Raw genomic sequence first — 20,707 nt, 5'->3', positions numbered from 1 at the left:
CCGGGTATTTATGCGGTCAGGATAGCCGCTTGGACGGAATCGCAAAAGTCCCTTTTCGCGTTTCGCGCGAGATTTCCGGCAATGACGGCGGGTTACGGCCGGTTCCTAGGGCTGGCCTATGCGGATGACTTCCCATTGCAGCTCGTGCCCGCTGGTGTCGCGCACCCGCGTCCGCACCAACTCGCCCAGTTCTTCCAGCTCGGCGGCGGTTGCGCCACCCGCGTTCAGCAGGAAGTTCGGATGCTTTTCCGACATCTGCGCCCCGCCCAGCCGATGCCCGCGCAGGCCGGCGGCGTCGATCAGCGACCAGGCCTTCAACTCGTGGCTGTCATCCGCCCGCCCGGTCGAGGAAAACCCGGCCGGGTTGCGAAAGGTCGAGCCGGCGCTGCGTTCGCGCGTGGGTTGGCTGGCATCGCGCCGGGCCAGCTGTTCCTCCATCCGCGCCTCCAGCTTGGCGGGATCGCCCGGCGCGGCGCGAAAGCGCGCCTCGGTCACGATCCAGCCCTCGGGGATCTCGGAATGGCGATAGGCCAGGCGCAGGTCGGCGGCCGGTATGTCATGCAGGCCGCCGTCGCGGGCCACGGCGCGGACGGAAATCAGGTGGTCGGCGACATAGCTGCCATAGCAGCCCGCATTCATCCGCACCGCGCCGCCGATGCTGCCGGGGATGGTGCGCAAGAAGGTCAGGTCCAGCCCCGCCTGGGCCGCGCGGCGCGCGACATGGGCGTCCAGCGCCGCCGCGCCCGCGGTGACGATGCCGCCGTCGCAGGCAATGCCGTTGAAGCCGCGCCCCAGCCGGATCACCACGCCGCGGATGCCGCCGTCGCGCACGATCAGGTTCGAGCCGACGCCCATCGCGAACACCGGCAGCGCCGGGTCCAGGCCGCGCAGGAACCCGGCCAGGTCGCCTTGGTCCGCGGGCTGGAACAGCCAATCCGCAGGGCCGCCGACCCGCAGCCAGGTCAGGTCGGCAAGCGGGCGGTTCGCGGTCAGGGCGCCGCGGGGCGTGGGAAGCGTCTGGGTCATGGCGCGGTGGTAATCGGCAGGGCGCGGGGCGTCAATCGGGCTGCCGTCGCACGACCGGCGGGCGCGGCGGCACCGGCAAGCGCGGGCGGCGTCAATGCGCCATCACCTCGGCCACGATCTGCCCGCCGTCCAGCGATGCGGGATAATAGGTCGGCCAGTTCGCCACCTCTTGCAGCAAGGCGGCACGGTCGTCGCCCCAGTAAAGATGGTAATGATCGGCCTTTTCGGGCGCGATGCGGTGGTCGCTGAACTGGATGAACTGCGGCGCGGCCTTGTCGCCGGCGGTCTTGCTGAAGACGAAACGCACGCCGCGATTGCCCTTGGCATAGGTCAGGATCTCGTGCCCGTCGGCGGCATATTGCCCCGAGACCGCCTGGCCGTCGCGGTAGAACGTGACCTGATCGCCCTGGATGACGATGCGGTCCGCATCGGTCTTGTAGCCGGTTTCGTAATAGGCGCGGTATTCCTGGGCGGTCTTGTCGCCATGCTCGGCCTTGTGCGCCATGACCGGGTCCAGCGTGCCGTCGCGCAGAAGGGGATAGACCGACTGCCATTCGCCCTGCCAGTCCGACAGCGGCCTGTCCTGAACCTGGCTGTCGTCGAAATAGCCGGCATGGATGCTGTGCGCATGGCCGTGGGCGTGATCATGGGCGTGGGTGTGGTCATGGGCGGTCTGCCCTGCGGCAACGGTTGCGAAAAGCAGCATCGAGCCCAGCGCCAGCGCGCCGATCGGGGTGGTGAAGGGGGTTTGCATCCGGTTGGACCTCTTGCGATTGATTCTAGAAATGTAATTACATTACATTTCCTACCTAGCCAGTTTGCGCGGCCAGGGCAAGAGGACGTCCGCACAACCGCCAGTCCCGCCGGCGAACAGGATCAGCGGCAGCCGCGGTCCCTGAAAGCTTCAGGAAAAACCGCACCCTCGTCCGCTGGTCGGCATGAAAATGCCGCCGCGTCAGTCCAATGGGAGATCGGCCGGACGAAACCGTCCGCTCAATGCGCCTCGTGCCGGCCGCGGCGGCCGAATGGCGGCCAGACCAGCAGGGACAGGCCAAGTGCCAGGAACAGCACGCCAAAGCCCGGCCCGCACAGATAGGTCAGCCAGCCCAGCACCGGGACGCCGCAGACCACCAGCGCCCAAAGCGCCGAATGCCGCCAGCGCAGCCGCACGAAAGGCAGAAAACACGCTAGCAGGCCCCAAAGCACAGCCCCGAGCGCCGCCGCGCCGGGATGGCTGACCAGGGCGATCACGCAGCCTTCTCCGCCAGCCGCTCGGGCAGGTTGTTGGCCCAGGTCGAGATGGTGCCCGCGCCCAGGCAGACCACCATGTCGCCCGGCCGCGCCTGTTCGCGCACCAGCCGTTCCAGGTCGCCTTCGTCCATCACCGCGCGGGCATGGCGATGGCCGTGGGCGATCAGCCCGGCGACCAGATCGTCGCGGGTGGCGCCGGGGATCGGTTCCTCGCCCGCGCCATAGACCTCGGCGATGGCGACCACGTCGGCTTCGTTGAAACAGGTGCAGAAATCGTCGAACAGGCCGGAGAGCCGGCTGTAGCGGTGCGGCTGATGCACGGCGATCACCCGGCCCTTGGTCGCCTGGCGCGCCGCCTTCAGCACCGCCGCGATCTCGACCGGGTGGTGGCCGTAATCGTCGATGATGGTGACGCCCCCCACCTCGCCCACGCGGGTAAAGCGGCGGCCGACCCCGGCAAAGCGGGCCAGCGCCTCGCGGATCTGGGCGCGCTTCATGCCCAGATGCCGGGCGACCGCCACGGCGGCCAGGGCATTGCTGACATTGTGATCGCCCGGCATCGGCAGGGTGCAGCCCTCGATCACCGGAACCTCGCCCTGGTCTGCCTCGGCTTGCAGGGCGATGTCGAAATGCGCCACGCCGTTTTCGTAGCGCAGGTTGATGGCGCGCACGTCCGCCTGGGCGTTGAAGCCAAAGGTTGCGACGCGGCGGTCGGTCAGCTTGCCCACCAGCGCCTGCACCTCGGGGTGGTCGGTGCAGCAGACCGCAAGGCCGTAAAAGGGAATGTTCGAGACGAAGTCCTGGAAACCCCGGCGCAGCGCGTCGAAGCTGCCCCAATGCTCCATATGCTCGGGGTCGATATTGGTCACGATGGCGATGGTCGCGGGCAGGCGGTTGAAGCTGCCGTCCGATTCGTCGGCCTCGACCACCATCCATTCGCCGGCGCCGGCGCGGGCATTGCTGCCATAGGCGTGGATCACGCCGCCATTGATCACGGTCGGATCAAAGCCGCCGGCATCCAGCAGCGTCGCGACCATGGTGGTCGTGGTGGTCTTGCCATGGGTGCCGGCGATGGCGACGTTGGATTTCAGCCGCATCAGTTCGGCCAGCATCTCGGCCCGGCGCACCACAGGCAGGCCGCGGCGGCGCGCCTCTTCCAGCTCGGGGTTGCCTTTCCGAATCGCGGTCGAGATGACCACCACCCCCGCCTCGCCGATATTCTGGGCGCGCTGTCCCTCGAACACGGTGGCGCCCAGGCATTCCAGCCGGTCGGTGATCTTCGAGCGCTTCGCGTCCGAGCCCTGGACCTGGTAGCCCAGCGTCATCAGCACCTCGGCGATGCCGGACATGCCGATGCCGCCGATGCCGATGAAATGGATGGGGCCCAGTTCGCCGGGAAGTTTGGTCGCTGCGTTCATCGGGTCGGTTCCGTCACTAGATCTGCAAGGCGCTGCGCCGCGTCGGGCCGGCCCAGGGTCAACGCCGCGGCCGCCATGCCAAAGGCGCGGTCGCCGTCGGAAAGAATGTCCCGCATGTCGCGCCTGAGGCTTTCGGCGTCAAGCACGGATTCCGGCAAGACCACCGCGCCCCCGGATTCCGCAAGGGCACGGGCGTTGGCGGTCTGGTGGTCGCCGGTCGCCGCCGCATAGGGGATCAGGATCGCCGGGCGGCCGATCACGGTGATGTCGGCGATGGAGGACGCCCCGGCCCGGCTGACGACCAACTGGCACGCCTCCAGCCGCTGCGGCACGTCGTCGAAAAAGGGCTGCACCTGGGCGGCGATGCCGGCCTGGGCATAGGCGGCGGTGACGCGGGCCACGTCCTCGGCGCGGGCCTGGTGGCTGACCGTCAGGCGGGCGCGCATCTCGTCGGGCAGGCCCGCGGCGGCCTCGGGCACCATGTCCGACAGCACCCGCGCGCCCTGGCTGCCGCCGATGACCAGAAGCTTCAGCGCCCCACCCTCGGGGCCGGCGCCCGGCGGCATGTAGGGCGCGGCGGCGCGGTCCAGGACCGCCTGGCGCACCGGGTTGCCGGTATGGACGCCCTGCACGCCGGGCGGCAGGACCGTCGGCCAGGTGCCGCAGGCCACCCGGTCCACCCGGCGGGCAAAGGCGGCGTTCACCCGCCCCATGATGCCGTTCTGTTCGTGGATCATGCGCGGGATACGCAGGGTCAGCGCCGCCGACATGGCCGGGATGGTCGGATAGCCGCCAAAGCCCACCACCACGGCGGGCCGGTCGGCCTGCATCGCGCGCCTTGCGGCCAGGATGCCGGCGCCGATGCGCAAGGGCACCGCGAACCTGGCCAGCGCGCCGCCGCGGGCGGTGGTTGCGGAACTGACCACCTCGCGCGCGACCTGGGCCGGGAAGGCGCCGGCATAGCGGGCGCCGCGCTCATCCGTCGAAAGCTTGACCCGCCAGCCGCGCGCCAGCAGCACCTCGGCCAGCGACTGCGCCGGGAACATGTGCCCGCCGGTCCCGCCCGCAGCGATCAGGCAAAGCGGCTGGGCCGGGCGTTGCGCCGCGCTCATCCCCGCCCCCGGCCCAGCACGTCGCCCAGCCGGCCCTGCGGGCGCGAACGGGTCAGCGCCAGCAGCATCCCCATGGCGATCCCCGAGGCGATGACCGACGAGCCGCCATAGCTGACAAAGGGCAGCGTCATCCCCTTGGCCGGCAAAAGCCGCACCGCGACGCCCATGTTGATCAGCGCCTGCACGCCAAAGGCGCAGGCCAGCCCGGTTCCGGCAATGCGCACAAAGGGATTGCGCTCATCCTGAAGCCGCCACAGCGAGCGGATGACGATCGCCGAATAAAGCGCGATGATGATCAGCACCAGGATCAGCCCGTATTCCTCGGCCGCGACGGCGATGATGAAATCGGTATGCGCATCGGGCAAGGACCATTTCACCGTGCCCTCGCCCACGCCGACGCCGAAGAAGCCGCCCTCCTGGATGGCATTGGTGGCATAGCCAAGCTGGGTGCGCGGATCGACCTCGGCCGCCAGGAAACCGTTGATGCGGCGGGCGAAATGCTCGGACGCGCCATAGGCGAAGACGCCGCCGGTGCAGGCCAGCCCCATCACGCCCCCCAAAAGGTAAAGCGGCGCGCCGGCGATGAAATACATCACGCACCAGGAAAACAGCACCAGCGAGGCCTGGCCGAAATCGGGCTGCATGGCCAAAAGCACCACCACGACCACGGCAAGGCCAAAGGAAAAGATCTTGCCGGGCGGGCCGCCCACCTCTTGGCTGGCGGCCATGAACCAGGCGCAGATGGCGACGAAAAAGGGCTTGAGAAACTCGGACGGCTGGACCGACATGCCGCCGGGCAGGCGCAGCCAGCGCACCGCGCCCTTGCCGAAATCGGTGCCGATGAAAGGCAGCGCGAACAGCACCACGAACGCGGCCAGAAAGCCCAGCACCCCGATGCGCCGCACCATGCGCGGCGAAAAGGTCGAGATCACCAGCATCGTCGCCAGCGCCATGGCCCCGAAGACCGCCTGCCGGATGACGTAATAGAATTGCGGCAACCCGTTCTTTTCGGCCAGCGGCACCGAGGCAGCCAGCCCCAGAAGCAGCCCCACCGCGAACAGCCCCAGCACGCAGGCCAGGGACCATCGGTCCACGGTGCGCCACCAGCGTGGAAGAATCGGATCACCTGCCCTTACGGGCGAGGTGCCAAAGACCATCTCGGTCATGGAATACCGCCGTCACTGCCTCGATACATCTTGCCCGTTTGCCGGGTCTGGGCGCCAGCATAGCGCGATTGCACCCGCCGCGCTACTGCGGATTGAGCGACGTGGTGGCAGCCCGGATCACATCGCGCGGAAGACGGCCGGGTTTCGCACCCCGCCGCCCCGCCTTCTCCGTTTTTCAAATACCCAACGGCAACCGCGCGGCCGGACGCGGCGGCGGAAATCTGGCGCTCAGGCGCGCGCCGCGTCCTTGCGGGTGCGCCACAGCGACCAGCCGACGCCGGCGCCCAGGATGGCGAAGGTGATGCCCAGTGACACGGCGGGCGGGAATTTCGCCAGCCCCATCAGGTCGGCGATGAACACCTTGGAGCCGATGAAGATCAGCAGCACCGCCAGCGCCTGCTTAAGGTATTCGAAGCGGTGGATGATCGCCGCCAGCGCACAAAACAGCGCGCGCAGGCCCAGGATGGCGAAGATGTTCGAGGTATAGACGATATAGGGATCGGTGGTGATGGCAAAGACCGCCGGCACCGAGTCGACGGCAAAGATCACGTCGGCGATCTCGATCATCACCAGCGCCAGCAGCAGCGGCGTGGCGACACGGCGCAGACGGCCGGTCTTTGGGTCGGGCTGGCGCACCACGAAGGCATGGCCGTGCAGGCCTTCGGTCAGCGGCATGCGGCGGCGCAGGAACCTCAGGACCGGGTTCGAGCCCATGTCATGCTCCTTGTCGCCGATGAACAGCATCTTGAAGCCGGTCAGGATCAGGAAGCCGGCGAAGACATAGAGGATCCAGCCGTATTGCGCGACCAGCGTGGCGCCGACGCCGATCATGATGCCGCGCAGCACGATCACCCCCAGGATGCCCCAGAACAGCACGCGATGCTGGTAGCGGCGGGGGATCGACAGCGTGGCGAAGATCAGCGCGATGACGAAGACATTGTCCATCGCCAGCGTCTTTTCGACCACGAAGGCGGTCATGTATTCCGCGGCGGCATTGCTGCCTAGCTGATACCAGACGAAGCCGCCGAAGAGCACGCCCAGCGTGATGTAGAAGGACGATAGCTTCAGGCTCTCGGCGACGCCGATCTCCTTGTCGCCGCGATTGAGCACGCCCAGATCGAAGGCCAAGAGCACCGCGACGAGGCCAAGAAAGACCAGCCACAGCCAGATCGGCGTGCCGAGAAAGAGGGTCAGGTAGAAAGGTTCCATGTCAGGCTCCACATTGGACGAACGCCGGTGCGAAGCCTTGGGCGGGAATGGGGTCCGGGCTGGCACCGAGCAGGGCTCGATGCGGTCCGACATCACGACATGCGTCGTCAGAGGGGCCCGGTCCGCCTGTCCCAGATAGGGGCTCGATGGCGCGACGCAAGGCCGTCCCGCCGGCTTTTCGACAGGCAGTCCCACCGGCGACCCGCGCCCCCCTTCCCCTCGGGCCCGCGCGGGACTAACTATCGGCAAGCCCCGCAAAAGGATCGCCCATGCTTTACCAGACCCAGGCCGAATGGCTGGCCGCCCCTAAAAAGCGCGTGCTGTTCTTTGGCATGTCGGGACTGGGCAAGACCTTCCTTGCCTCGATGCTGCGCGGCTCGGGGGAATGGTTCCACTATTCGGTCGATTACCGCATCGGCACCCGCTACATGGGCGAGCTGATCGCCGACAACTTCAAGCGCGAGGCGATGAAGGTCCCCTTCCTGCGCGAGCTGCTGTTGTCGGATTCGGTCTATATCGCCAGCAACATCACCTTCGAGAACCTGGCGCCGCTGTCCACCTATCTGGGCAAGCCCGGCAGCGTGACCCGCGGCGGGCTGGAATTTGCCGAATACATGCGCCGCCAGGACCAGCACCGCACGGCCGAGATCGCGGCGCTGCTGGATAGCGGCCATTTCATCCGCCGCGCGCAGGAAATCTATGGCCTGGACCATTTCGTCTGCGATTCCGGCGGCTCGGTCTGCGAGGTGGTGGACCCGTTTGCCGAAACCGACCCGGTGCTGGACGCGTTGCAGCGCGAGTTGCTGCTGGTCTGGATCAAGGGTTCGGACGCGCATACCGAGGAACTGGTGCGCCGCTTTGACCGCGCGCCCAAGCCGATGTATTACCAGCCGGAATTCCTGGACCGGGCCTGGACCGACTATCGGGTCGAAAACGGCCTGCGCGCCGAACAGGTCAATCCCGACGATTTCATCCGCTGGACCTATGCCCGCGCCCTGGCCCACCGCCAGCCGCGCTATCAGGCCATGGCCCGGCGCGGCGTGACCCTGCTGGCCGAAGAGGTCGCGCAGGTCAGGACCCCCGACGACCTGACGGCCCTGATCGGCCATGCCATCGAAAGACGGCCGCCACCGGAAAGACCGACAGAAAGGACGCATGATGCCCATCACCCTGCCCAATGACCTGCCCGCCTTCGACATCCTGTCGAACGAAGGCGTCATGGTCATGTCGCCGGGCCGGGCGGCAACCCAGGACATCCGGCCCTTGCGCATCGGGCTTTTGAACCTGATGCCCAAGAAGATCCAGACCGAGACCCAGTTCGCCCGGCTGATCGGCGCGACGCCCCTTCAGATCGACTTTCACCTGATCCGCATGTCGGACCATGAAAGCCGCAACACCGCCGCCGACCACCTGCAATCCTTTTACCGCCGCTTCTGCGAGGTCGAAGATTCGGGCGAGCGCTTCGACGGGCTGATCATCACCGGCGCGCCCATCGAACACCTGCCGTTCGAGGACGTGACCTATTGGGACGAACTCACGCGGGTCTTCGACTGGACGCAAAGCCATGTGCATTCGACCTTCGGCGTCTGCTGGGGCGGCATGGCCATGGCCTGGCATTTCCACCGCCTGGAAAAGCACCTGCTGGACCACAAGGCCTTCGGCTGCTTCCGCCACCGCAACATGGCGCCCTCCAGCCCCTATCTGCGCGGCTTTTCCGACGACGTGCTGGTCCCGGTCAGCCGCTGGACCGAGGTGCGCCAGCCCGAGGTGGACGCCATCCCGGCGCTGACGACGCTGATCGCCTCGGACCAGGTCGGCCCCTGCCTGCTGCAAGATCCCGGCCATCGCGCGCTCTATGTCTTCAACCATTTCGAATATGACAGCACGACGCTCAAGGACGAATACGACCGCGACGCCGCCTCGGGCAAACCGATCGAGGTGCCGGTGAACTATTACCCGGACGACGACCCCTCGCGCATGCCGACGAACCGCTGGCGCAGCCACGCGCATCTGCTTTACGGCAACTGGATCAACGATATCTACCAGACCACCCCCTTCGACCTGGCCCGCATCGGCCAGGGCTGAGCGTCGGGGACAGCAGGAACGGCCGCGCCTTGTGGCCATCTCGCGCCGCCCGGAAACGGGAGCGCCCAAGGCGCGGCCATGCCGCCCGCTTGCGAGGTCGGCGCAGGCCCGCTAGCGTCGTTTCGGACTGCCCCCAAGGAAAGCATGGACATGAAACCTTTTCGCTTCCCCGCCCTTGCGCTGGTGCTTGCCAGCACCAGCCTGACCGCCGCACAGGCCGCCGATTCCGACCTGACCGTCTTCGACTGGGCCGGCTTCGAAGAGCCGGTGATCTTCCAGGGCTATATCGACAAGCATGGCGCCAGCCCCACCTTTGCCTTCTACGGCGATGACGACGAGGCCTATCAAAAGCTCGCCTCGGGCTTCAAGGCAGACCTCGCCCATCCCTGCTCGCAGATGGTGTCCAAATATCGCGATGCGGGGCTGATCGAGCCCTGGGACGTGTCGAAGATCCCGGCCTTCGAAAGCCTCGATCCGAAATTCCTCGATTCGGAAATCTTCAAGGACGACCAGGGGGTCTGGTATATCCCGACCGATTGGGGCGCGACCGCGGTCGCCTATAATACCGAGAATGTGCCGGCCGAGGACGTGGCCAGCCTGAACATCTTCATCGACCCGAAATACCAGGGCCGCACCTCGCTGCCCGATTCGGCCGACGACGTCTGGGCGCTGGCCTACCTGGCCACCGGCACCACCGACTGGACCCAAGTGACGGACGAACAGTTCACGGCCGCCGCCGATTGGCTGCGCCAGGCGCATCAGAACGTCGCCGCCTATTGGGCCGATCCGGCCGAACAGGCGCAGCTCATGGCCTCGGGCGCGGTGGACGTGGCCTGGTCCTGGAACGACGGCGTGGTCCTGCTAGAGGCGGACGGCTTCCCCGTCGGCTTCCAGCGCGCCCCAAAGGAGGGCAGCTCGACCTTCTTCTGCGGCTTCATCAACCTCAAGGACGGACCGGGCAACGAAGACAAGGCCTATGACTTCATCAACGCCTGGCTCGCGCCCGAGGCAGCCAAGGGCCTGCTGGACACCATCGGCTACGGCCATACCTCGACCGTCGCGATGCAGACGATCCAGGACGAACCTGCGGTGCAGGAAGGGCTTTCGCCCGTGGACGCGCCGATCCTGGCCCAGACCCCGAACGACCCGCAGCAGCGCGAACGGCAATTGCAGGAATTCGAAAAGATCAAGGCCGGCTTCTGATCGCCGCTTGCAGCGCTCCGCCCGAAACGGCGGGGCGCCTGCCCGGCGTGACGGCCGCATGGGTATTTTCACAACAGAGAAATCCAGCCCCATCCCCGCCGGGCTTCTTTCGTGTCCAAATATCCCAAGGGGTGAATTGGCCCGCGCAGCGGGACAAGAGGGGAACAGAGTTCCCCTTGATCACGGGAAGAAACAATCGCTGCACCCGCCGAACGGATCACCTCCGCGCCGGGTGATCGCGAAACTGGTCCCCGGCAAGGCGAGCCTGCCACCAGGCAAGCGCCAGCGCCAGCATCCCCGCCGCCGACAGCGCCACCGCCACCAGGCCCGACGACCGCCAGCCCCAGCCCGCCGCCAGCGCCAGCCCCGCCAGCCAGGGCCCCAGGGCATTGGCGGCGTTGAAGGCGGCGTGGTTCATCGCCGCCGCCATGCTCTGCGCCTCGCCCGCCACGTCCATCAGCCGCGTCTGCAAGGGCACGACCATGCCCGAGCCCAGGCCCAGCAGAAAGGACGACACCAGCATCAGCCCCCAGTTCCCCACCGCCAAGGCTGCGAAAGCCTGTGTCACGGTCATGAACAGCATCAGGCGCAGCGCCGCGCCCCAGGGGCCGTGGCGGATGGTCAGCCGCGCCGCCCGGATGCTGCCCAGCGTGCCGCCGACGCCAAAGGCCGAAAGCGCCGCGGGGACGGCCCAGGCCGGCGGCTGCGCCGTGGCCAGCATCGCCGCGGAAAGATAGGAATAGACCGCGAAAAGTCCGCCAAAGCCGATGGCGCCGACCAGCAGGATCAGCACCACCGCCGGATTGCGCAGCGCCTTCAGCTCGGCCAGCGGGCGCGCGTCCTTGGGCGGGCCGACATGCGGGGCCAGCCGCAAGATCAGCCAACCCGCCAGCAGCGCCAGCACGGCCGGCAGCGCAAAGCCCCAGCGCCAGCCCAGCCCCTGCCCCAGGATGCTTGCCAGCGGCACCCCCGCGATATTGGCGACGGTCAGGCCCAGCAGCACCTGCGTCACGCCCTTGGCGCGCTGTTCGCGCGGCAGGGCATCGGCGGCGAACAGCATCGCCACGCCCAGAAAACCGCCATGCGGCAGCCCGGCAAGAAAGCGCGCCCCCACCAGTGTGCCATAGCCCGGCAGCACCGCGGCCAGCAGGTTCATCAGCCCGTAACCCGCGATCAGCGCCGCCAGATAGCGCCGCCGCGGCAACCGCGCGCCAAGGATCGAGGTGACGGGCGCACCGACCACCACCCCCAGCGCATAGGCGGACACCACATGGCCCGCCTGCGGCTCGGTAATGCCCAGGTCGCTGGCATACCAGGGCAAAAGCCCCATGGCGGCGAATTCCGAGGTGCCGATGGCAAAGGCGCCAAGGCCCAGGGCAAGAACGGCAAGCTTCAGGTTCGGCTGCGGCGTCATGGCGGCCCCTTGGTTGGCAAAGCGGGAGGAGGCAGAACTGCTGGCGTTAACAGATGCGACCATATGCCGCCAAGCCGCCCGCCGCGAAGCCCTGACATGCAAAAGGCGCAAGGCTGCGCAAAGCGCGCTCCACCCGCCTTCACCGTTTTTCAAATACTCGAAAGCGGCAGGGCCGGCCGGCGCGGCGTCGATATGCAGGCCCGACTTTGCCACCTCTCGGCTCGGGACGCTCTCGGGAATGAGTATTTGGAAAACGGTGAAACTGCCCCGGCCGGCGCCTCAGCCGGACTGCCAGCGCGGCTTGCGCTTGTCGAAAAAGGCGGCGATGCCCTCGGGCGCCTCGTCCCCTTCCCAGACATCGACCAGGGCCTGGATGCTGGCCTCGATCTCGGCCGGGCCGATGGGGGGGCCAAGGCGCCGGGCCAGGCGCTTGGCCGCCGCCACCGCGCCGGGGGCGCAGGAAAGATAGGGCAGGACTTCGCCCTCGATCGCCGCATCCAGCGCCGCGGCATCGGCCAGGCCGGCCAGCAGGTTCAGCCGCACCGCCTCGTCAGCCTCGAAAAGCCGCGCCGACATGAAGACGCGGCGCGCCGCAGCCTCGCCCATCCGCGCCAGCACATAGGGGCCGATGGTGGCGGGGATCAGGCCCAGCCGGGTTTCGGTCAGGCCGAAGCGCGCCTCGGGCACCGCCACCGCCACGTCGCAGACCGAAAGCAGGCCGATCCCGCCGCCGAAGGCATTGCCCTGCACCCGGCCGATCAGCGGCTTGGGCAGGGTGTTCAGCGCGTTCAGCATCATGGCAAGTTCGCGCGCGCCCTCGCGCCGGGTCCCGGCATCGGCGCGCATCTGCTCTTGCATCCAGCCCAGGTCGCCGCCGGCGCAGAAGCTGCGCCCCTCGGCCGCCAGCACCACCACGCGCACCGCGGGATCGGCGCCAAGCGCCTGCGCGGCCTGGGTCAGTTCCCGGATCATCTGCGCCGACAGCGCATTGTGCCTGTCTGGGCGCGCCAGCCACAGATGCGCCACGCCGCGGGCATCGGTGTCGATGCGGATGGTTTCCATCACTCGGCTCCTTTCATGGCGCGGGCCATGGCGGCGGCCTGTTCGATCAGCGCCATGTCCAGCCCGGTGTCATGGCCGCGCAGCGCCAGGTGCGCGGCAAGCTTTTCGGTCGCGACATTGCCCGCGGCGCCGGGCGCATAGGGACAGCCGCCCAGGCCCCCGACGGCGGCGTCAAAGACCCGCAAACCGCGCGCCAGGCTCGCGTCGATATTCTCCAGCGCCCGGCCGGCGGTGTCGTGGTAATGGCCGGCCAGGCTTTCGGGCGGCAACTCATCCAGAACCGCGGCCAGCATGGCGTCGATGGCTTCGGGCCGGGCCTGGCCGAGTGTCTCGCCCAGGCTGATCTCGTGACAGCCCAGGTCGCGCAGCCTGGCCGCGACGCGCGCGACGCTGGCGGGCGCGACCTTGCCCTCGAACGGGCAGTCCGTCACCACCGAGACATAACCGCGCAAGGCAATGCCGTCCCGCCGCGCCGCCTGTGCCACCGGCGCAAGCCGTTCCAGGCTTTCGGCGATGGAGGCGTTCAGGTTCGCCCTGGAAAACCCCTCGGAGGCCGAGGCGAAGATCGCCACCTCGTCCGCGCCGGCCGCCCGCGCCGCCTGGTAGCCGCGCAGGTTCGGGGTCAGCACCGCATAGCGGATGCCGGGGCGGCGCGTGATGCCGGCCATGACCTCGGCCGCATCCGCCATTTGCGGCACCCATTTCGGCGGCACGAAGCTTGTCACCTCGATGCGGCGGAACCCGGCCTGCGACAACAGGTCGACCAGCGCGATCTTTTCCGCCGCCGGGATCAGGCGCTTTTCGTTCTGCAACCCGTCGCGCGGCCCGACCTCGAAGATTTCAACCTGGGACATCGGGGACCTCGTAGAAATCGCGGGTATAAAGCAGCGCCGTGCCCGGTCCGGGCAGGCTGCGCCGGAAGGCCGGGCGCGCGGCGCAGCGGTCGCGATAGGCGGCCAGCGCCGGCCGGTCGGCATAGCTGACAAAGCGCGAGGCGATCCAGACCGAATAGCCGACCTGGCAGTCGACGCCGGAAAATTCGCTGAGCAGCCAGTCCGAATCCGCGACGCAAGCCTCGACCAGGCGCAGCGCCCGCGACAGCCGCGCCGCTTCCAGCCGCATGAGGATGGCAGAGCGCTGGCTTTCCTGCCGCAGGAACACATGCTGCTGGGTCAGGTTGGCCAGGTGCTGGCCCAGCGTCTCGCCGAAATGCAGCCAGTCGAGCCAGCCCAGGCGTCCGGGGCTGCCGGGCGCGCGCCACAGATGCGGGGCGCGGGTTTCGCACAGCCATTCGGTCATGGCGCCGGATTCGTGGATCGTGGTCGCGCCGTCGCGCAGCGCCGGGACCCGGCCGACCGGGTGGATCGCGTCATAGGGCGGCCGGCGGGTCGATCCGTCGGCCAGATCCATCAGCCGCAGGTCATAGTCGCAGCCGATCTCTTCGAGCAGCCACAGGATGCGCATCGAGCGCGACAGCGGCACATGCCAAAGCGTCAGTTCAGCCATCCTCTTCCTCCAGCCGGATCAGGGGGGCGCCGGCCTCGACCTGGTCGCCGGGCTGGGCCAGGACCTCGGCCACCCGGCCGTCGCGGGCGGCGGTCAGCGTGTGTTCCATCTTCATCGCCTCCAGGATCGCCAGCCGCGTGCCGGCCGCCACCTGCTGCCCCGGCGCGACGAAGATCGCCTTGACCAGGCCCGGCATGGGCGACAGCGTCAAGCCGCCGCCCGTCTCTGCCCCGCCGCGCGCCAGCGGATCCAGCGGGACAAGCGTCAGCGCGCCGTCGCCGAAAACGCTGGTGCCGGCCGCATGGTTCACGATGCGCGCGCGCCGCGGGCTGCCGTCGACCCACCAGCGTCCGCCCTGATAGCCGATCTCATGCGCGGCGCCGTCCAGCGTGACGCGGGCCGCGCCGGGGCCCAGCACCTCCAGCAGCGCCGCGCCCCCGTCCCAGGCGATGGTGCGGCGCAGCGGCTGCCACAAGGTGATGCCGCCGCGGCTTTGCGGATCGTCCAGCCGGGCCAGGCCCAGCACCGCCAGCGCCAGCGCCGCCGGATCGGGTTCGGCGGCGGCAATCAGCGCCGGCAGGTCGCGGGCGATCAGGCCGGTATCGACCTCGCCGCGGCCGAAGCCCGGATGCCGGGTCAGCGCGATCAGGAAATCCAGGTTGGTCACGGAACCCGCCACCTCGGTATCGGCCAGCGCCGATTCGAGCGCCCGCAGCGCGATGGCGCGGGTCGCGCCATGGGTGACGACCTTGGCGATCATCGGGTCATACCAGGGCGAGATGGCGTCGCCCGCCCGGACCCCGGTCTCGATTCGTACCTGGTCGGGCCGCGCCTGGTCGGGAAAGCGCAGATGCGCCAGCCGGCCGGTGGCGGGCAGGAAGCCCGCCGGCACGTCCTCGGCATAAAGCCGGGCCTCGAAGGCATGGCCGGTGATAGCCAGGTCCTCTTGCCGGGCCGGCAGCGGCTCGCCGCTGGCGACGCGGAGTTGCCATTCCACCAGGTCGATGCCGGTGATCGCCTCGGTCACGGGATGTTCGACCTGAAGGCGGGTGTTCATCTCCATGAACCAGAAGCCGTCGGGGCGCAGGCCCTGGCCGGCATCGACGATGAATTCGACGGTGCCGGCGCCGGCATAGCCGATGGCCTGGGCGGCGCGGGTGGCGGCCTCGCCCATGGCGGCGCGCATCCGGGGCGTCATGCCGGGGGCCGGGGCTTCCTCGATCACCTTCTGGTGGCGGCGTTGCAGCGAACAGTCGCGTTCGAAAAGGTGGACGGCGCGATGGCCGTCGCCGAAGACCTGAACCTCGATATGGCGGGGCTGGCGGACATATTTCTCGATCAGCACGGCAGGGTTGCCGAAGGCGGTGGCGGCCTCTCCGGTCGCGGATTGCAGCGCGGCGGGGAAATCCTGCGCCCGCTCGACCAGGCGCATGCCCTTGCCGCCGCCGCCGGCCACCGCCTTGATCAGCACCGGATAGCCGATCGCCTGGGCCTGCTGCGCCAGATGCGCGGCGTCCTGGTTTTCGCCGTGATAGCCGGGCACGACGGGGACGCCGGCCTGCTCCATCAGCGCCTTGGCCGCGTCCTTGAGGCCCATCTTGCGGATCGCATCGGCCGAGGGGCCGATGAAGACCAGCCCCGCCGCCGTCACCGCATCGACGAAATCCGGGTTTTCGCTGAGAAAGCCGTAGCCGGGATGGATGGCTTGCGCGCCGGTGTCCAGCGCGGCGCGGATGATCGCGTCGCCGCGCAGGTAGCTGTCTTTGGGCGCGGGGCCGCCGATAGGCACGGCCTCGTCCGCCATCGCCACATGGCGTGCGGCGCGGTCGGCATCGGAATAGACCGCGACCGTGCGCACGCCCAGCTTGCGGGCAGTGTCGATGACGCGGCAGGCGATCTCGCCCCGGTTGGCGATCAGGATCTTCTGGAACATCCGGTGGCTCCTGTGGCAGCGGACGGGCCGGGGGTTTCACACCCCCGGACCCCCGCGGAGTATTTGGGAAACGGAGAAATCATCAGCCTTTCCGGGGCAGGGCATGGGGCGGGATGCGCATGGCCGTCACATCCGGAAGATGCCGAAGCGGGTCGGCTGGATCGGGGCGTTGAGGCTGGCGCGCAGGCTGAGCGCCAGCACGTCGCGGGTCTTTCGCGGGTCGATGACGCCGTCGTCCCAGAGCCGGGCCGAGGCATAGAGCGGATGGCTTTGGCGTTCGAACATCTCGATGGTGGGGCGCTTGAACTCGGCCTCTTCCTCGGGCGACCAGTGGCCGCCCTGGCGCTCGATCCCGTCGCGGCGCACGGTGGCGAGCACCCCCGCCGCCTGTTCGCCGCCCATCACCGAGATGCGGCTGTTGGGCCAGGTCCAGAGGAAGCGCGGGCCGTAAGCGCGGCCCGACATGCCGTAATTGCCGGCCCCGAAGCTGCCCCCGACCAGCATGGTGATCTTGGGCACATTGGTCGTGGCCACCGCCGTCACCATCTTGGCGCCGTGGCGCGCGATGCCTTCGTTTTCGTATTTGCGCCCGACCATGAAGCCGGTGACGTTCTGGAGGAAGACCAGGGGGACGCCGCGCATCGAGCAAAGCTCGATGAAATGCGCGCCCTTTTGCGCGGCTTCCGAGAAGATCACGCCGTTATTGGCGATGATGCCGACGGGGCAGCCCTCGACATGGGCAAAGCCCGTCACCAGCGTTTCGCCGAAGCGGGCCTTGAACTCGTCGAAGCGCGAGCCGTCCACGACGCGGGCGATCACCTCGCGGATATCATAGGGGATGCGCAGGTCGGCGGGGACCAGGCCCAGGATTTCGTCGGGGTCGTGGGCCGGCGGTTCGGGGGATTGCCATTGCACGGTCGCGGGCTGCCGGCGGTTCAGGTTGGCGATGCTGCGCCGGGCGATGGCCAGGGCATGGGCGTCGTCCTCGGCCAGGTAGTCGGCCACGCCGGACAGGCGCGTGTGCACGTCGCCGCCGCCCAGGTCCTCGGCCGAGACCACCTCGCCGGTGGCGGCGCGCACCAAGGGCGGGCCGGCCAGGAAGATCGTGCCCTGGTTTCGCACGATGATGGTCACGTCGGACATGGCCGGCACATAGGCGCCGCCCGCCGTGCAGGACCCCATGACCACGGCGATCTGGGCGATGCCCATCGCGCTCATCTGCGCCTGGTTGTAGAAGATGCGGCCGAAATGGTCGCGGTCGGGAAAGACCTCGTCCTGGTTGGGCAGGTTCGCGCCGCCGGAATCGACCAGGTAGATGCAGGGCAGGTGGCATTCCTGGGCGATTTCCTGGGCGCGCAGGTGCTTTTTCACCGTCATCGGGTAATAGGTGCCGCCCTTGACGGTCGCGTCATTGGCCACGACCATCACGTCCTGGCCATGCACCCGGCCGATGCCGGCGATGACCCCGGCCGCGGGCGCGGCGTCGTCATACATGCCATGCGCCGCCGTCGCGCCGATTTCCAGGAAGGGCGAGCCGGGGTCGAGCAGGTTCGCCACCCGTTCGCGCGGCGGCATCTTGCCGCGGGCGACGTGGCGGTCCAGCGCCTTGGCGCCGCCGCCCGCCGCCGCGGCCAAGGCCGCCTCGCGCACGGTTTCCAGCATGGCCAGATGCGCCGCGCGATTGGCGCGGAAGGTTTCCGAGGAGGGCAGGACCGAACTGCCAAGCTTCATCGCATCATCCTTTCGGGACCGGGCCGGAGGCTGCGCCTGTTTGTCGCAGTCGGGGCAAAGGCGGGGAAATCTTGATCCAGATCAACGCCGCAGCCCAAGGCGAGGCGCGATGAGCGGAGCTGCGACAAGAAGAGAGGATCGCCATGAGACACAAGCTTGCCATTGCCGCGGCGCTCGCCGCGCTTGCCTCGCCTGCGCTTGCGCAATCGCAAGGCGACTGGACGCTCGGCTTCGGGATCGCACATGTGAATCCGAAATCGGACAATGGCGTGCTGGCCGCGGGCACGGTTCCGACCAGCATCGACGACAGCACCCGCCCCAGCATCACCTTTGAATATTTCATCCGCGACAATATCGGCGTCGAGGTGCTGGGCGCCCTGCCCTTCACCCATTCGGTCCGGTCGAACGGGGCCGAGATCGGCACCGTCAAGCACCTGCCGCCGGTCGTGTCGCTGCAATATCATTTCGACATGCATCCGCGCTGGAAGCCCTTTGTCGGCCTGGGCGTGAACTTTACCGGCTTCTGGGACGGCGAGGCCAAGGGGCCGCTGGCCGGCAACCAGTTGCGGGTCAAGAATAGCTGGGGACTGGCCGCGCATCTGGGCGTGGACCATTGGATCAACGACCGCTCGGCCCTGCGCGCCGACCTGCGCTGGATCGACATCAATGCCGATGTCGAGTTGAACGGCGCCAATATCGGTTCGGTCGATGTCGATCCGGTGGTGGCCGGCGTCAGCTATGTGATGAAGTTCTAGGCCGCCATCGCGGCCCTTGGCGGGGCGCCGCCCGTTTTGCGCGCCCCGGATCATTTCGGTTCCGCCACGGACAGAAGCAGCGCCGCTTGCCGCGCGGTCTCGTCGCGCAGGCAGCGGGCGCGGGCCAGGTCCTCGCCGGCCTGGCCTGCCCGGTCGCAAAGCGCCTGGCGAAACGCGATCCAGGCGCGTTCCATCCGGCGCAGCGGCTCTTGCTGGGCTGCACCCGCCAGCGCCGCCGCGTAGACGGCGGTCAGCTTGGCCTCCCATGCCTGGTGCGAGGCGTCGAGGCAGTTCGCCATCGGGAAATCCGGGTCGTCGCCGGTATATTTCTGCCGGGCATAGTCCAGGCAGGGCGGCATCCCCGCCCCGGCGCAATCGGCCCGCGCGCCCTGGGTTTGGGCCGCATCAAGGCATCGGTCGATCGCCGCCGGATCGAAGCCCGAGGCATCGCCGGCCAGCGCAGGCGCGCCCATCAGCAGCAGCAGCGCTAGCGCGCGCATCAGGCAATGTCCATCAACTGCCGCCCGATCAGCATCCGGCGGATTTCCGAGGTTCCGGCGCCGATCTCCATCAGCTTGGCATCGCGGAACAGCCGGCTGACCGCGGAATCGTTCAGGAAGCCGGCGCCGCCCAGCGCCTGCACGGCCTGATGCGCCTGCACCATGGCCTGTTCGCTGGCGTAAAGCACCGCGCCGGCCGCATCCTGGCGGGTGACGCGGCCCGCGTCGCAGGCCTTCGCTACCTCGTAGACATAGGCGCGCGCCGTGTTCAGCGCGACATACATGTCGGCGACCTTGGCCTGCATCAGTTGGAAGGACCCGATGGGCTGGCCGAACTGCTTGCGTTCCTTGACATAGGGCATGACCTCGTCAAGGCAGGCGGCCATGATGCCGGTGCCGATGCCCGACAGCACCAGCCGTTCGTAATCAAGGCCCGACATCAGCACCCGCACGCCCTTGCCCTCGGCCCCCAGCACGTTTTCCGCGGGCACCTCGCAATCGTGGAAGATCAGCTCGCCGGTGTTCGAGCCGCGCATGCCCAGCTTGTCGAAATGCGGGCTGGTCGAAAAGCCGGCCATGCCGCGCTCGACGATAAAGGCGGTGATGCCGCGGCTGCCGGCCTCGGGGTCGGTCTTGGCATAGACCACCAGCGTATCGGCGTCGGGCGCGTTGGTGATCCAGTATTTATTGCCATTGAGCACATAGCGGTCGCCGCGCTTTTCGGCGCGCAGCTTCATGCCGACCACGTCGCTGCCCGCGCCCTCCTCGGACATGGCCAGGGCGCCGACGGCGCGGCCGCTGCACAGGCCGGGCAGGTATTTCCGCCGCTGTTCATCGCTGCCGTTCAGCTTGATCTGGTTCACGCAAAGGTTCGAATGCGCGCCATAGGACAGGCTGACCGAGGCCGAGGCGCGGGCGATTTCCTCGGTCGCGACGACATGGGCCAAATAGCCCAGGCCGGCGCCGCCATATTCCTCGGACACGGTGATGCCCAACAGGCCCAGATCGCCCATTTCGCGCCACAGCTCGTTCGGGAATGCATTGGATCGGTCCACCTGGGCCGCCATCGGCTTCACCCGCTCCTGCGCCCAGCGGTGGACGGTGTCGCGCAGCGCGTTCACGTCCTCGCCCAGGTCGAACTGCATTCCCGCGGTGAACATCGGCCTTCTCCTCTGTTTATTGAACAAGTGTTCATTTAACTGACTTATGCGGCCGGTGCCCGGCCCGCGTCAAGCCTGTTCTGGGCGGTCCGGGGCCATCCTGCGCCTGCGGGGCGCGCGTTGACAAGTCCGCGCCCCGCGGCCATCCAAGGCCGGCCAAACCGCAAGGATGCCCG

At 68.3% G+C, this 20,707-nt stretch carries 19 protein-coding genes; 4 read left to right on the top strand and 15 right to left on the bottom strand.

Annotated elements, in window-relative coordinates; genetic code table 11:
• Positions 1 to 105: 105 nt before the first annotated feature.
• From murB to F3H32_RS03525, 7 genes are all read right to left on the bottom strand, one after another.
• Positions 106 to 1,026, bottom strand: a complete 921-nt coding sequence (murB, locus tag F3H32_RS03555; protein ID WP_149764462.1) for a UDP-N-acetylmuramate dehydrogenase — start codon at positions 1,024 to 1,026, stop codon at positions 106 to 108.
• Positions 1,027 to 1,117: 91 nt separating this feature from the next.
• Positions 1,118 to 1,780, bottom strand: a complete 663-nt coding sequence (locus F3H32_RS03550) for a metal-binding protein ZinT (protein ID WP_149764460.1) — start codon at positions 1,778 to 1,780, stop codon at positions 1,118 to 1,120.
• A gap of 239 nt (positions 1,781 to 2,019) precedes the next feature.
• Positions 2,020 to 2,277 carry a DUF2484 family protein gene (locus F3H32_RS03545; RefSeq protein ID WP_149764458.1) on the bottom strand — a complete coding sequence of 86 codons (258 nt, stop codon included), beginning with the start codon at positions 2,275 to 2,277 and terminating at the stop codon, positions 2,020 to 2,022.
• Positions 2,274 to 3,695, bottom strand: a complete 1,422-nt coding sequence (gene murC, locus F3H32_RS03540) for a UDP-N-acetylmuramate--L-alanine ligase (protein WP_149764456.1) — start codon at positions 3,693 to 3,695, stop codon at positions 2,274 to 2,276. The genes F3H32_RS03545 and murC overlap by 4 nt, the downstream gene beginning before the upstream one ends.
• Positions 3,692 to 4,807: a UDP-N-acetylglucosamine--N-acetylmuramyl-(pentapeptide) pyrophosphoryl-undecaprenol N-acetylglucosamine transferase gene (locus F3H32_RS03535; RefSeq protein WP_149764454.1), complete on the bottom strand. Its 1,116-nt coding sequence runs from the start codon at positions 4,805 to 4,807 to the stop codon at positions 3,692 to 3,694. The genes murC and F3H32_RS03535 overlap by 4 nt, the downstream gene beginning before the upstream one ends.
• Entirely contained in the window at positions 4,804 to 5,973 is a 1,170-nt protein-coding gene (locus tag F3H32_RS03530) for a peptidoglycan glycosyltransferase FtsW (RefSeq protein ID WP_115756776.1), read from the bottom strand. The genes F3H32_RS03535 and F3H32_RS03530 overlap by 4 nt, the downstream gene beginning before the upstream one ends.
• Before the next feature lie 228 nt (positions 5,974 to 6,201).
• Positions 6,202 to 7,182 (bottom strand): TerC family protein, encoded by a 981-nt coding sequence (locus F3H32_RS03525; protein WP_149764452.1) that lies wholly within the window; start codon positions 7,180 to 7,182, stop codon positions 6,202 to 6,204.
• Positions 7,183 to 7,451: 269 nt separating this feature from the next.
• Here F3H32_RS03525 and F3H32_RS03520 point away from each other — a divergent pair, with 269 nt between their 5' ends.
• From F3H32_RS03520 to F3H32_RS03510, 3 genes are all read left to right on the top strand, one after another.
• Positions 7,452 to 8,363, top strand: a complete 912-nt coding sequence (locus tag F3H32_RS03520) for an ATPase (protein ID WP_149764450.1) — start codon at positions 7,452 to 7,454, stop codon at positions 8,361 to 8,363.
• Positions 8,341 to 9,267 carry a homoserine O-succinyltransferase gene (locus F3H32_RS03515; protein WP_115756780.1) on the top strand — a complete coding sequence of 309 codons (927 nt, stop codon included), beginning with the start codon at positions 8,341 to 8,343 and terminating at the stop codon, positions 9,265 to 9,267. The genes F3H32_RS03520 and F3H32_RS03515 overlap by 23 nt, the downstream gene beginning before the upstream one ends.
• Positions 9,268 to 9,417: 150 nt before the next feature.
• The gene (locus F3H32_RS03510; RefSeq protein WP_149764642.1) at positions 9,418 to 10,470 is read left to right on the top strand and encodes an ABC transporter substrate-binding protein; all 1,053 of its coding nucleotides are present in this window, start codon (positions 9,418 to 9,420) and stop codon (positions 10,468 to 10,470) included.
• A gap of 217 nt (positions 10,471 to 10,687) precedes the next feature.
• Here F3H32_RS03510 and F3H32_RS03505 read toward each other — a convergent pair whose 3' ends face one another.
• The 6 genes from F3H32_RS03505 to F3H32_RS03480 all read right to left on the bottom strand — a co-directional run bounded on the left by F3H32_RS03505 (position 10,688) and on the right by F3H32_RS03480 (position 18,116).
• Positions 10,688 to 11,884, bottom strand: a complete 1,197-nt coding sequence (locus F3H32_RS03505) for an MFS transporter (RefSeq protein WP_149764448.1) — start codon at positions 11,882 to 11,884, stop codon at positions 10,688 to 10,690.
• Between the two features lie 279 nt (positions 11,885 to 12,163).
• Complete coding sequence (locus F3H32_RS03500; protein ID WP_149764446.1) at positions 12,164 to 12,949, bottom strand: crotonase/enoyl-CoA hydratase family protein; 786 nt, start codon at positions 12,947 to 12,949, stop codon at positions 12,164 to 12,166.
• Positions 12,946 to 13,800: a hydroxymethylglutaryl-CoA lyase gene (locus F3H32_RS03495; protein WP_149764444.1), complete on the bottom strand. Its 855-nt coding sequence runs from the start codon at positions 13,798 to 13,800 to the stop codon at positions 12,946 to 12,948. The genes F3H32_RS03500 and F3H32_RS03495 overlap by 4 nt, the downstream gene beginning before the upstream one ends.
• Positions 13,787 to 14,452, bottom strand: a complete 666-nt coding sequence (locus F3H32_RS03490) for a glutathione S-transferase family protein (protein ID WP_149764442.1) — start codon at positions 14,450 to 14,452, stop codon at positions 13,787 to 13,789. The genes F3H32_RS03495 and F3H32_RS03490 overlap by 14 nt, the downstream gene beginning before the upstream one ends.
• Positions 14,445 to 16,385 (bottom strand): acetyl-CoA carboxylase biotin carboxylase subunit, encoded by a 1,941-nt coding sequence (locus tag F3H32_RS03485; RefSeq protein WP_149764440.1) that lies wholly within the window; start codon positions 16,383 to 16,385, stop codon positions 14,445 to 14,447. The genes F3H32_RS03490 and F3H32_RS03485 overlap by 8 nt, the downstream gene beginning before the upstream one ends.
• Positions 16,386 to 16,511: 126 nt before the next feature.
• Entirely contained in the window at positions 16,512 to 18,116 is a 1,605-nt protein-coding gene (locus F3H32_RS03480) for a carboxyl transferase domain-containing protein (RefSeq protein ID WP_149764438.1), read from the bottom strand.
• Positions 18,117 to 18,259: 143 nt separating this feature from the next.
• Between F3H32_RS03480 and F3H32_RS03475 the strand changes: the two genes are divergently transcribed.
• Positions 18,260 to 18,871 carry an OmpW/AlkL family protein gene (locus tag F3H32_RS03475; RefSeq protein ID WP_149764436.1) on the top strand — a complete coding sequence of 204 codons (612 nt, stop codon included), beginning with the start codon at positions 18,260 to 18,262 and terminating at the stop codon, positions 18,869 to 18,871.
• A gap of 50 nt (positions 18,872 to 18,921) precedes the next feature.
• On the opposite strand, the gene F3H32_RS03470 is transcribed toward F3H32_RS03475, so the two are convergent.
• Both F3H32_RS03470 and F3H32_RS03465 read right to left on the bottom strand, forming a co-directional pair.
• On the bottom strand, positions 18,922 to 19,371 hold the full coding sequence (locus tag F3H32_RS03470) for a lysozyme inhibitor LprI family protein (RefSeq protein WP_149764434.1): 450 nt from the start codon (positions 19,369 to 19,371) through the stop codon (positions 18,922 to 18,924).
• Positions 19,371 to 20,531, bottom strand: a complete 1,161-nt coding sequence (locus F3H32_RS03465) for an isovaleryl-CoA dehydrogenase (RefSeq protein ID WP_149764432.1) — start codon at positions 20,529 to 20,531, stop codon at positions 19,371 to 19,373. Before F3H32_RS03465 ends, F3H32_RS03470 begins: the two co-directional genes overlap by 1 nt.
• Positions 20,532 to 20,707 lie beyond the last annotated feature (176 nt).

The sequence above is a fragment of the Paracoccus thiocyanatus genome (assembly GCF_900156255.1).
In the GTDB taxonomy this organism is placed as follows: domain Bacteria; phylum Pseudomonadota; class Alphaproteobacteria; order Rhodobacterales; family Rhodobacteraceae; genus Paracoccus; species Paracoccus thiocyanatus.
The sequence above is the reverse complement of the archived record's forward strand: the minus strand, read 5'-3'. Positions and strand labels throughout refer to the sequence as shown.

Excerpts from the sequence above, each read along its gene's own strand:
- murB (WP_149764462.1), bottom strand. The coding sequence starts at position 1,026 with ATGACCCAGACGCTTCCCACGCCCCGCGGCGCCCTGACCGCGAACCGC.
- F3H32_RS03550 (WP_149764460.1), bottom strand. The coding sequence starts at position 1,780 with ATGCAAACCCCCTTCACCACCCCGATCGGCGCGCTGGCGCTGGGCTCG.
- murC (WP_149764456.1), bottom strand. The coding sequence starts at position 3,695 with ATGAACGCAGCGACCAAACTTCCCGGCGAACTGGGCCCCATCCATTTC.
- F3H32_RS03535 (WP_149764454.1), bottom strand. The coding sequence starts at position 4,807 with ATGAGCGCGGCGCAACGCCCGGCCCAGCCGCTTTGCCTGATCGCTGCG.
- F3H32_RS03530 (WP_115756776.1), bottom strand. The coding sequence starts at position 5,973 with ATGACCGAGATGGTCTTTGGCACCTCGCCCGTAAGGGCAGGTGATCCG.
- F3H32_RS03525 (WP_149764452.1), bottom strand. The coding sequence starts at position 7,182 with ATGGAACCTTTCTACCTGACCCTCTTTCTCGGCACGCCGATCTGGCTG.
- F3H32_RS03520 (WP_149764450.1), top strand. The coding sequence starts at position 7,452 with ATGCTTTACCAGACCCAGGCCGAATGGCTGGCCGCCCCTAAAAAGCGC.
- F3H32_RS03515 (WP_115756780.1), top strand. The coding sequence starts at position 8,341 with ATGCCCATCACCCTGCCCAATGACCTGCCCGCCTTCGACATCCTGTCG.
- F3H32_RS03510 (WP_149764642.1), top strand. The coding sequence starts at position 9,418 with ATGAAACCTTTTCGCTTCCCCGCCCTTGCGCTGGTGCTTGCCAGCACC.
- F3H32_RS03505 (WP_149764448.1), bottom strand. The coding sequence starts at position 11,884 with ATGACGCCGCAGCCGAACCTGAAGCTTGCCGTTCTTGCCCTGGGCCTT.
- F3H32_RS03495 (WP_149764444.1), bottom strand. The coding sequence starts at position 13,800 with ATGTCCCAGGTTGAAATCTTCGAGGTCGGGCCGCGCGACGGGTTGCAG.
- F3H32_RS03490 (WP_149764442.1), bottom strand. The coding sequence starts at position 14,452 with ATGGCTGAACTGACGCTTTGGCATGTGCCGCTGTCGCGCTCGATGCGC.
- F3H32_RS03485 (WP_149764440.1), bottom strand. The coding sequence starts at position 16,385 with ATGTTCCAGAAGATCCTGATCGCCAACCGGGGCGAGATCGCCTGCCGC.
- F3H32_RS03480 (WP_149764438.1), bottom strand. The coding sequence starts at position 18,116 with ATGAAGCTTGGCAGTTCGGTCCTGCCCTCCTCGGAAACCTTCCGCGCC.
- F3H32_RS03475 (WP_149764436.1), top strand. The coding sequence starts at position 18,260 with ATGAGACACAAGCTTGCCATTGCCGCGGCGCTCGCCGCGCTTGCCTCG.
- F3H32_RS03470 (WP_149764434.1), bottom strand. The coding sequence starts at position 19,371 with ATGCGCGCGCTAGCGCTGCTGCTGCTGATGGGCGCGCCTGCGCTGGCC.
- F3H32_RS03465 (WP_149764432.1), bottom strand. The coding sequence starts at position 20,531 with ATGTTCACCGCGGGAATGCAGTTCGACCTGGGCGAGGACGTGAACGCG.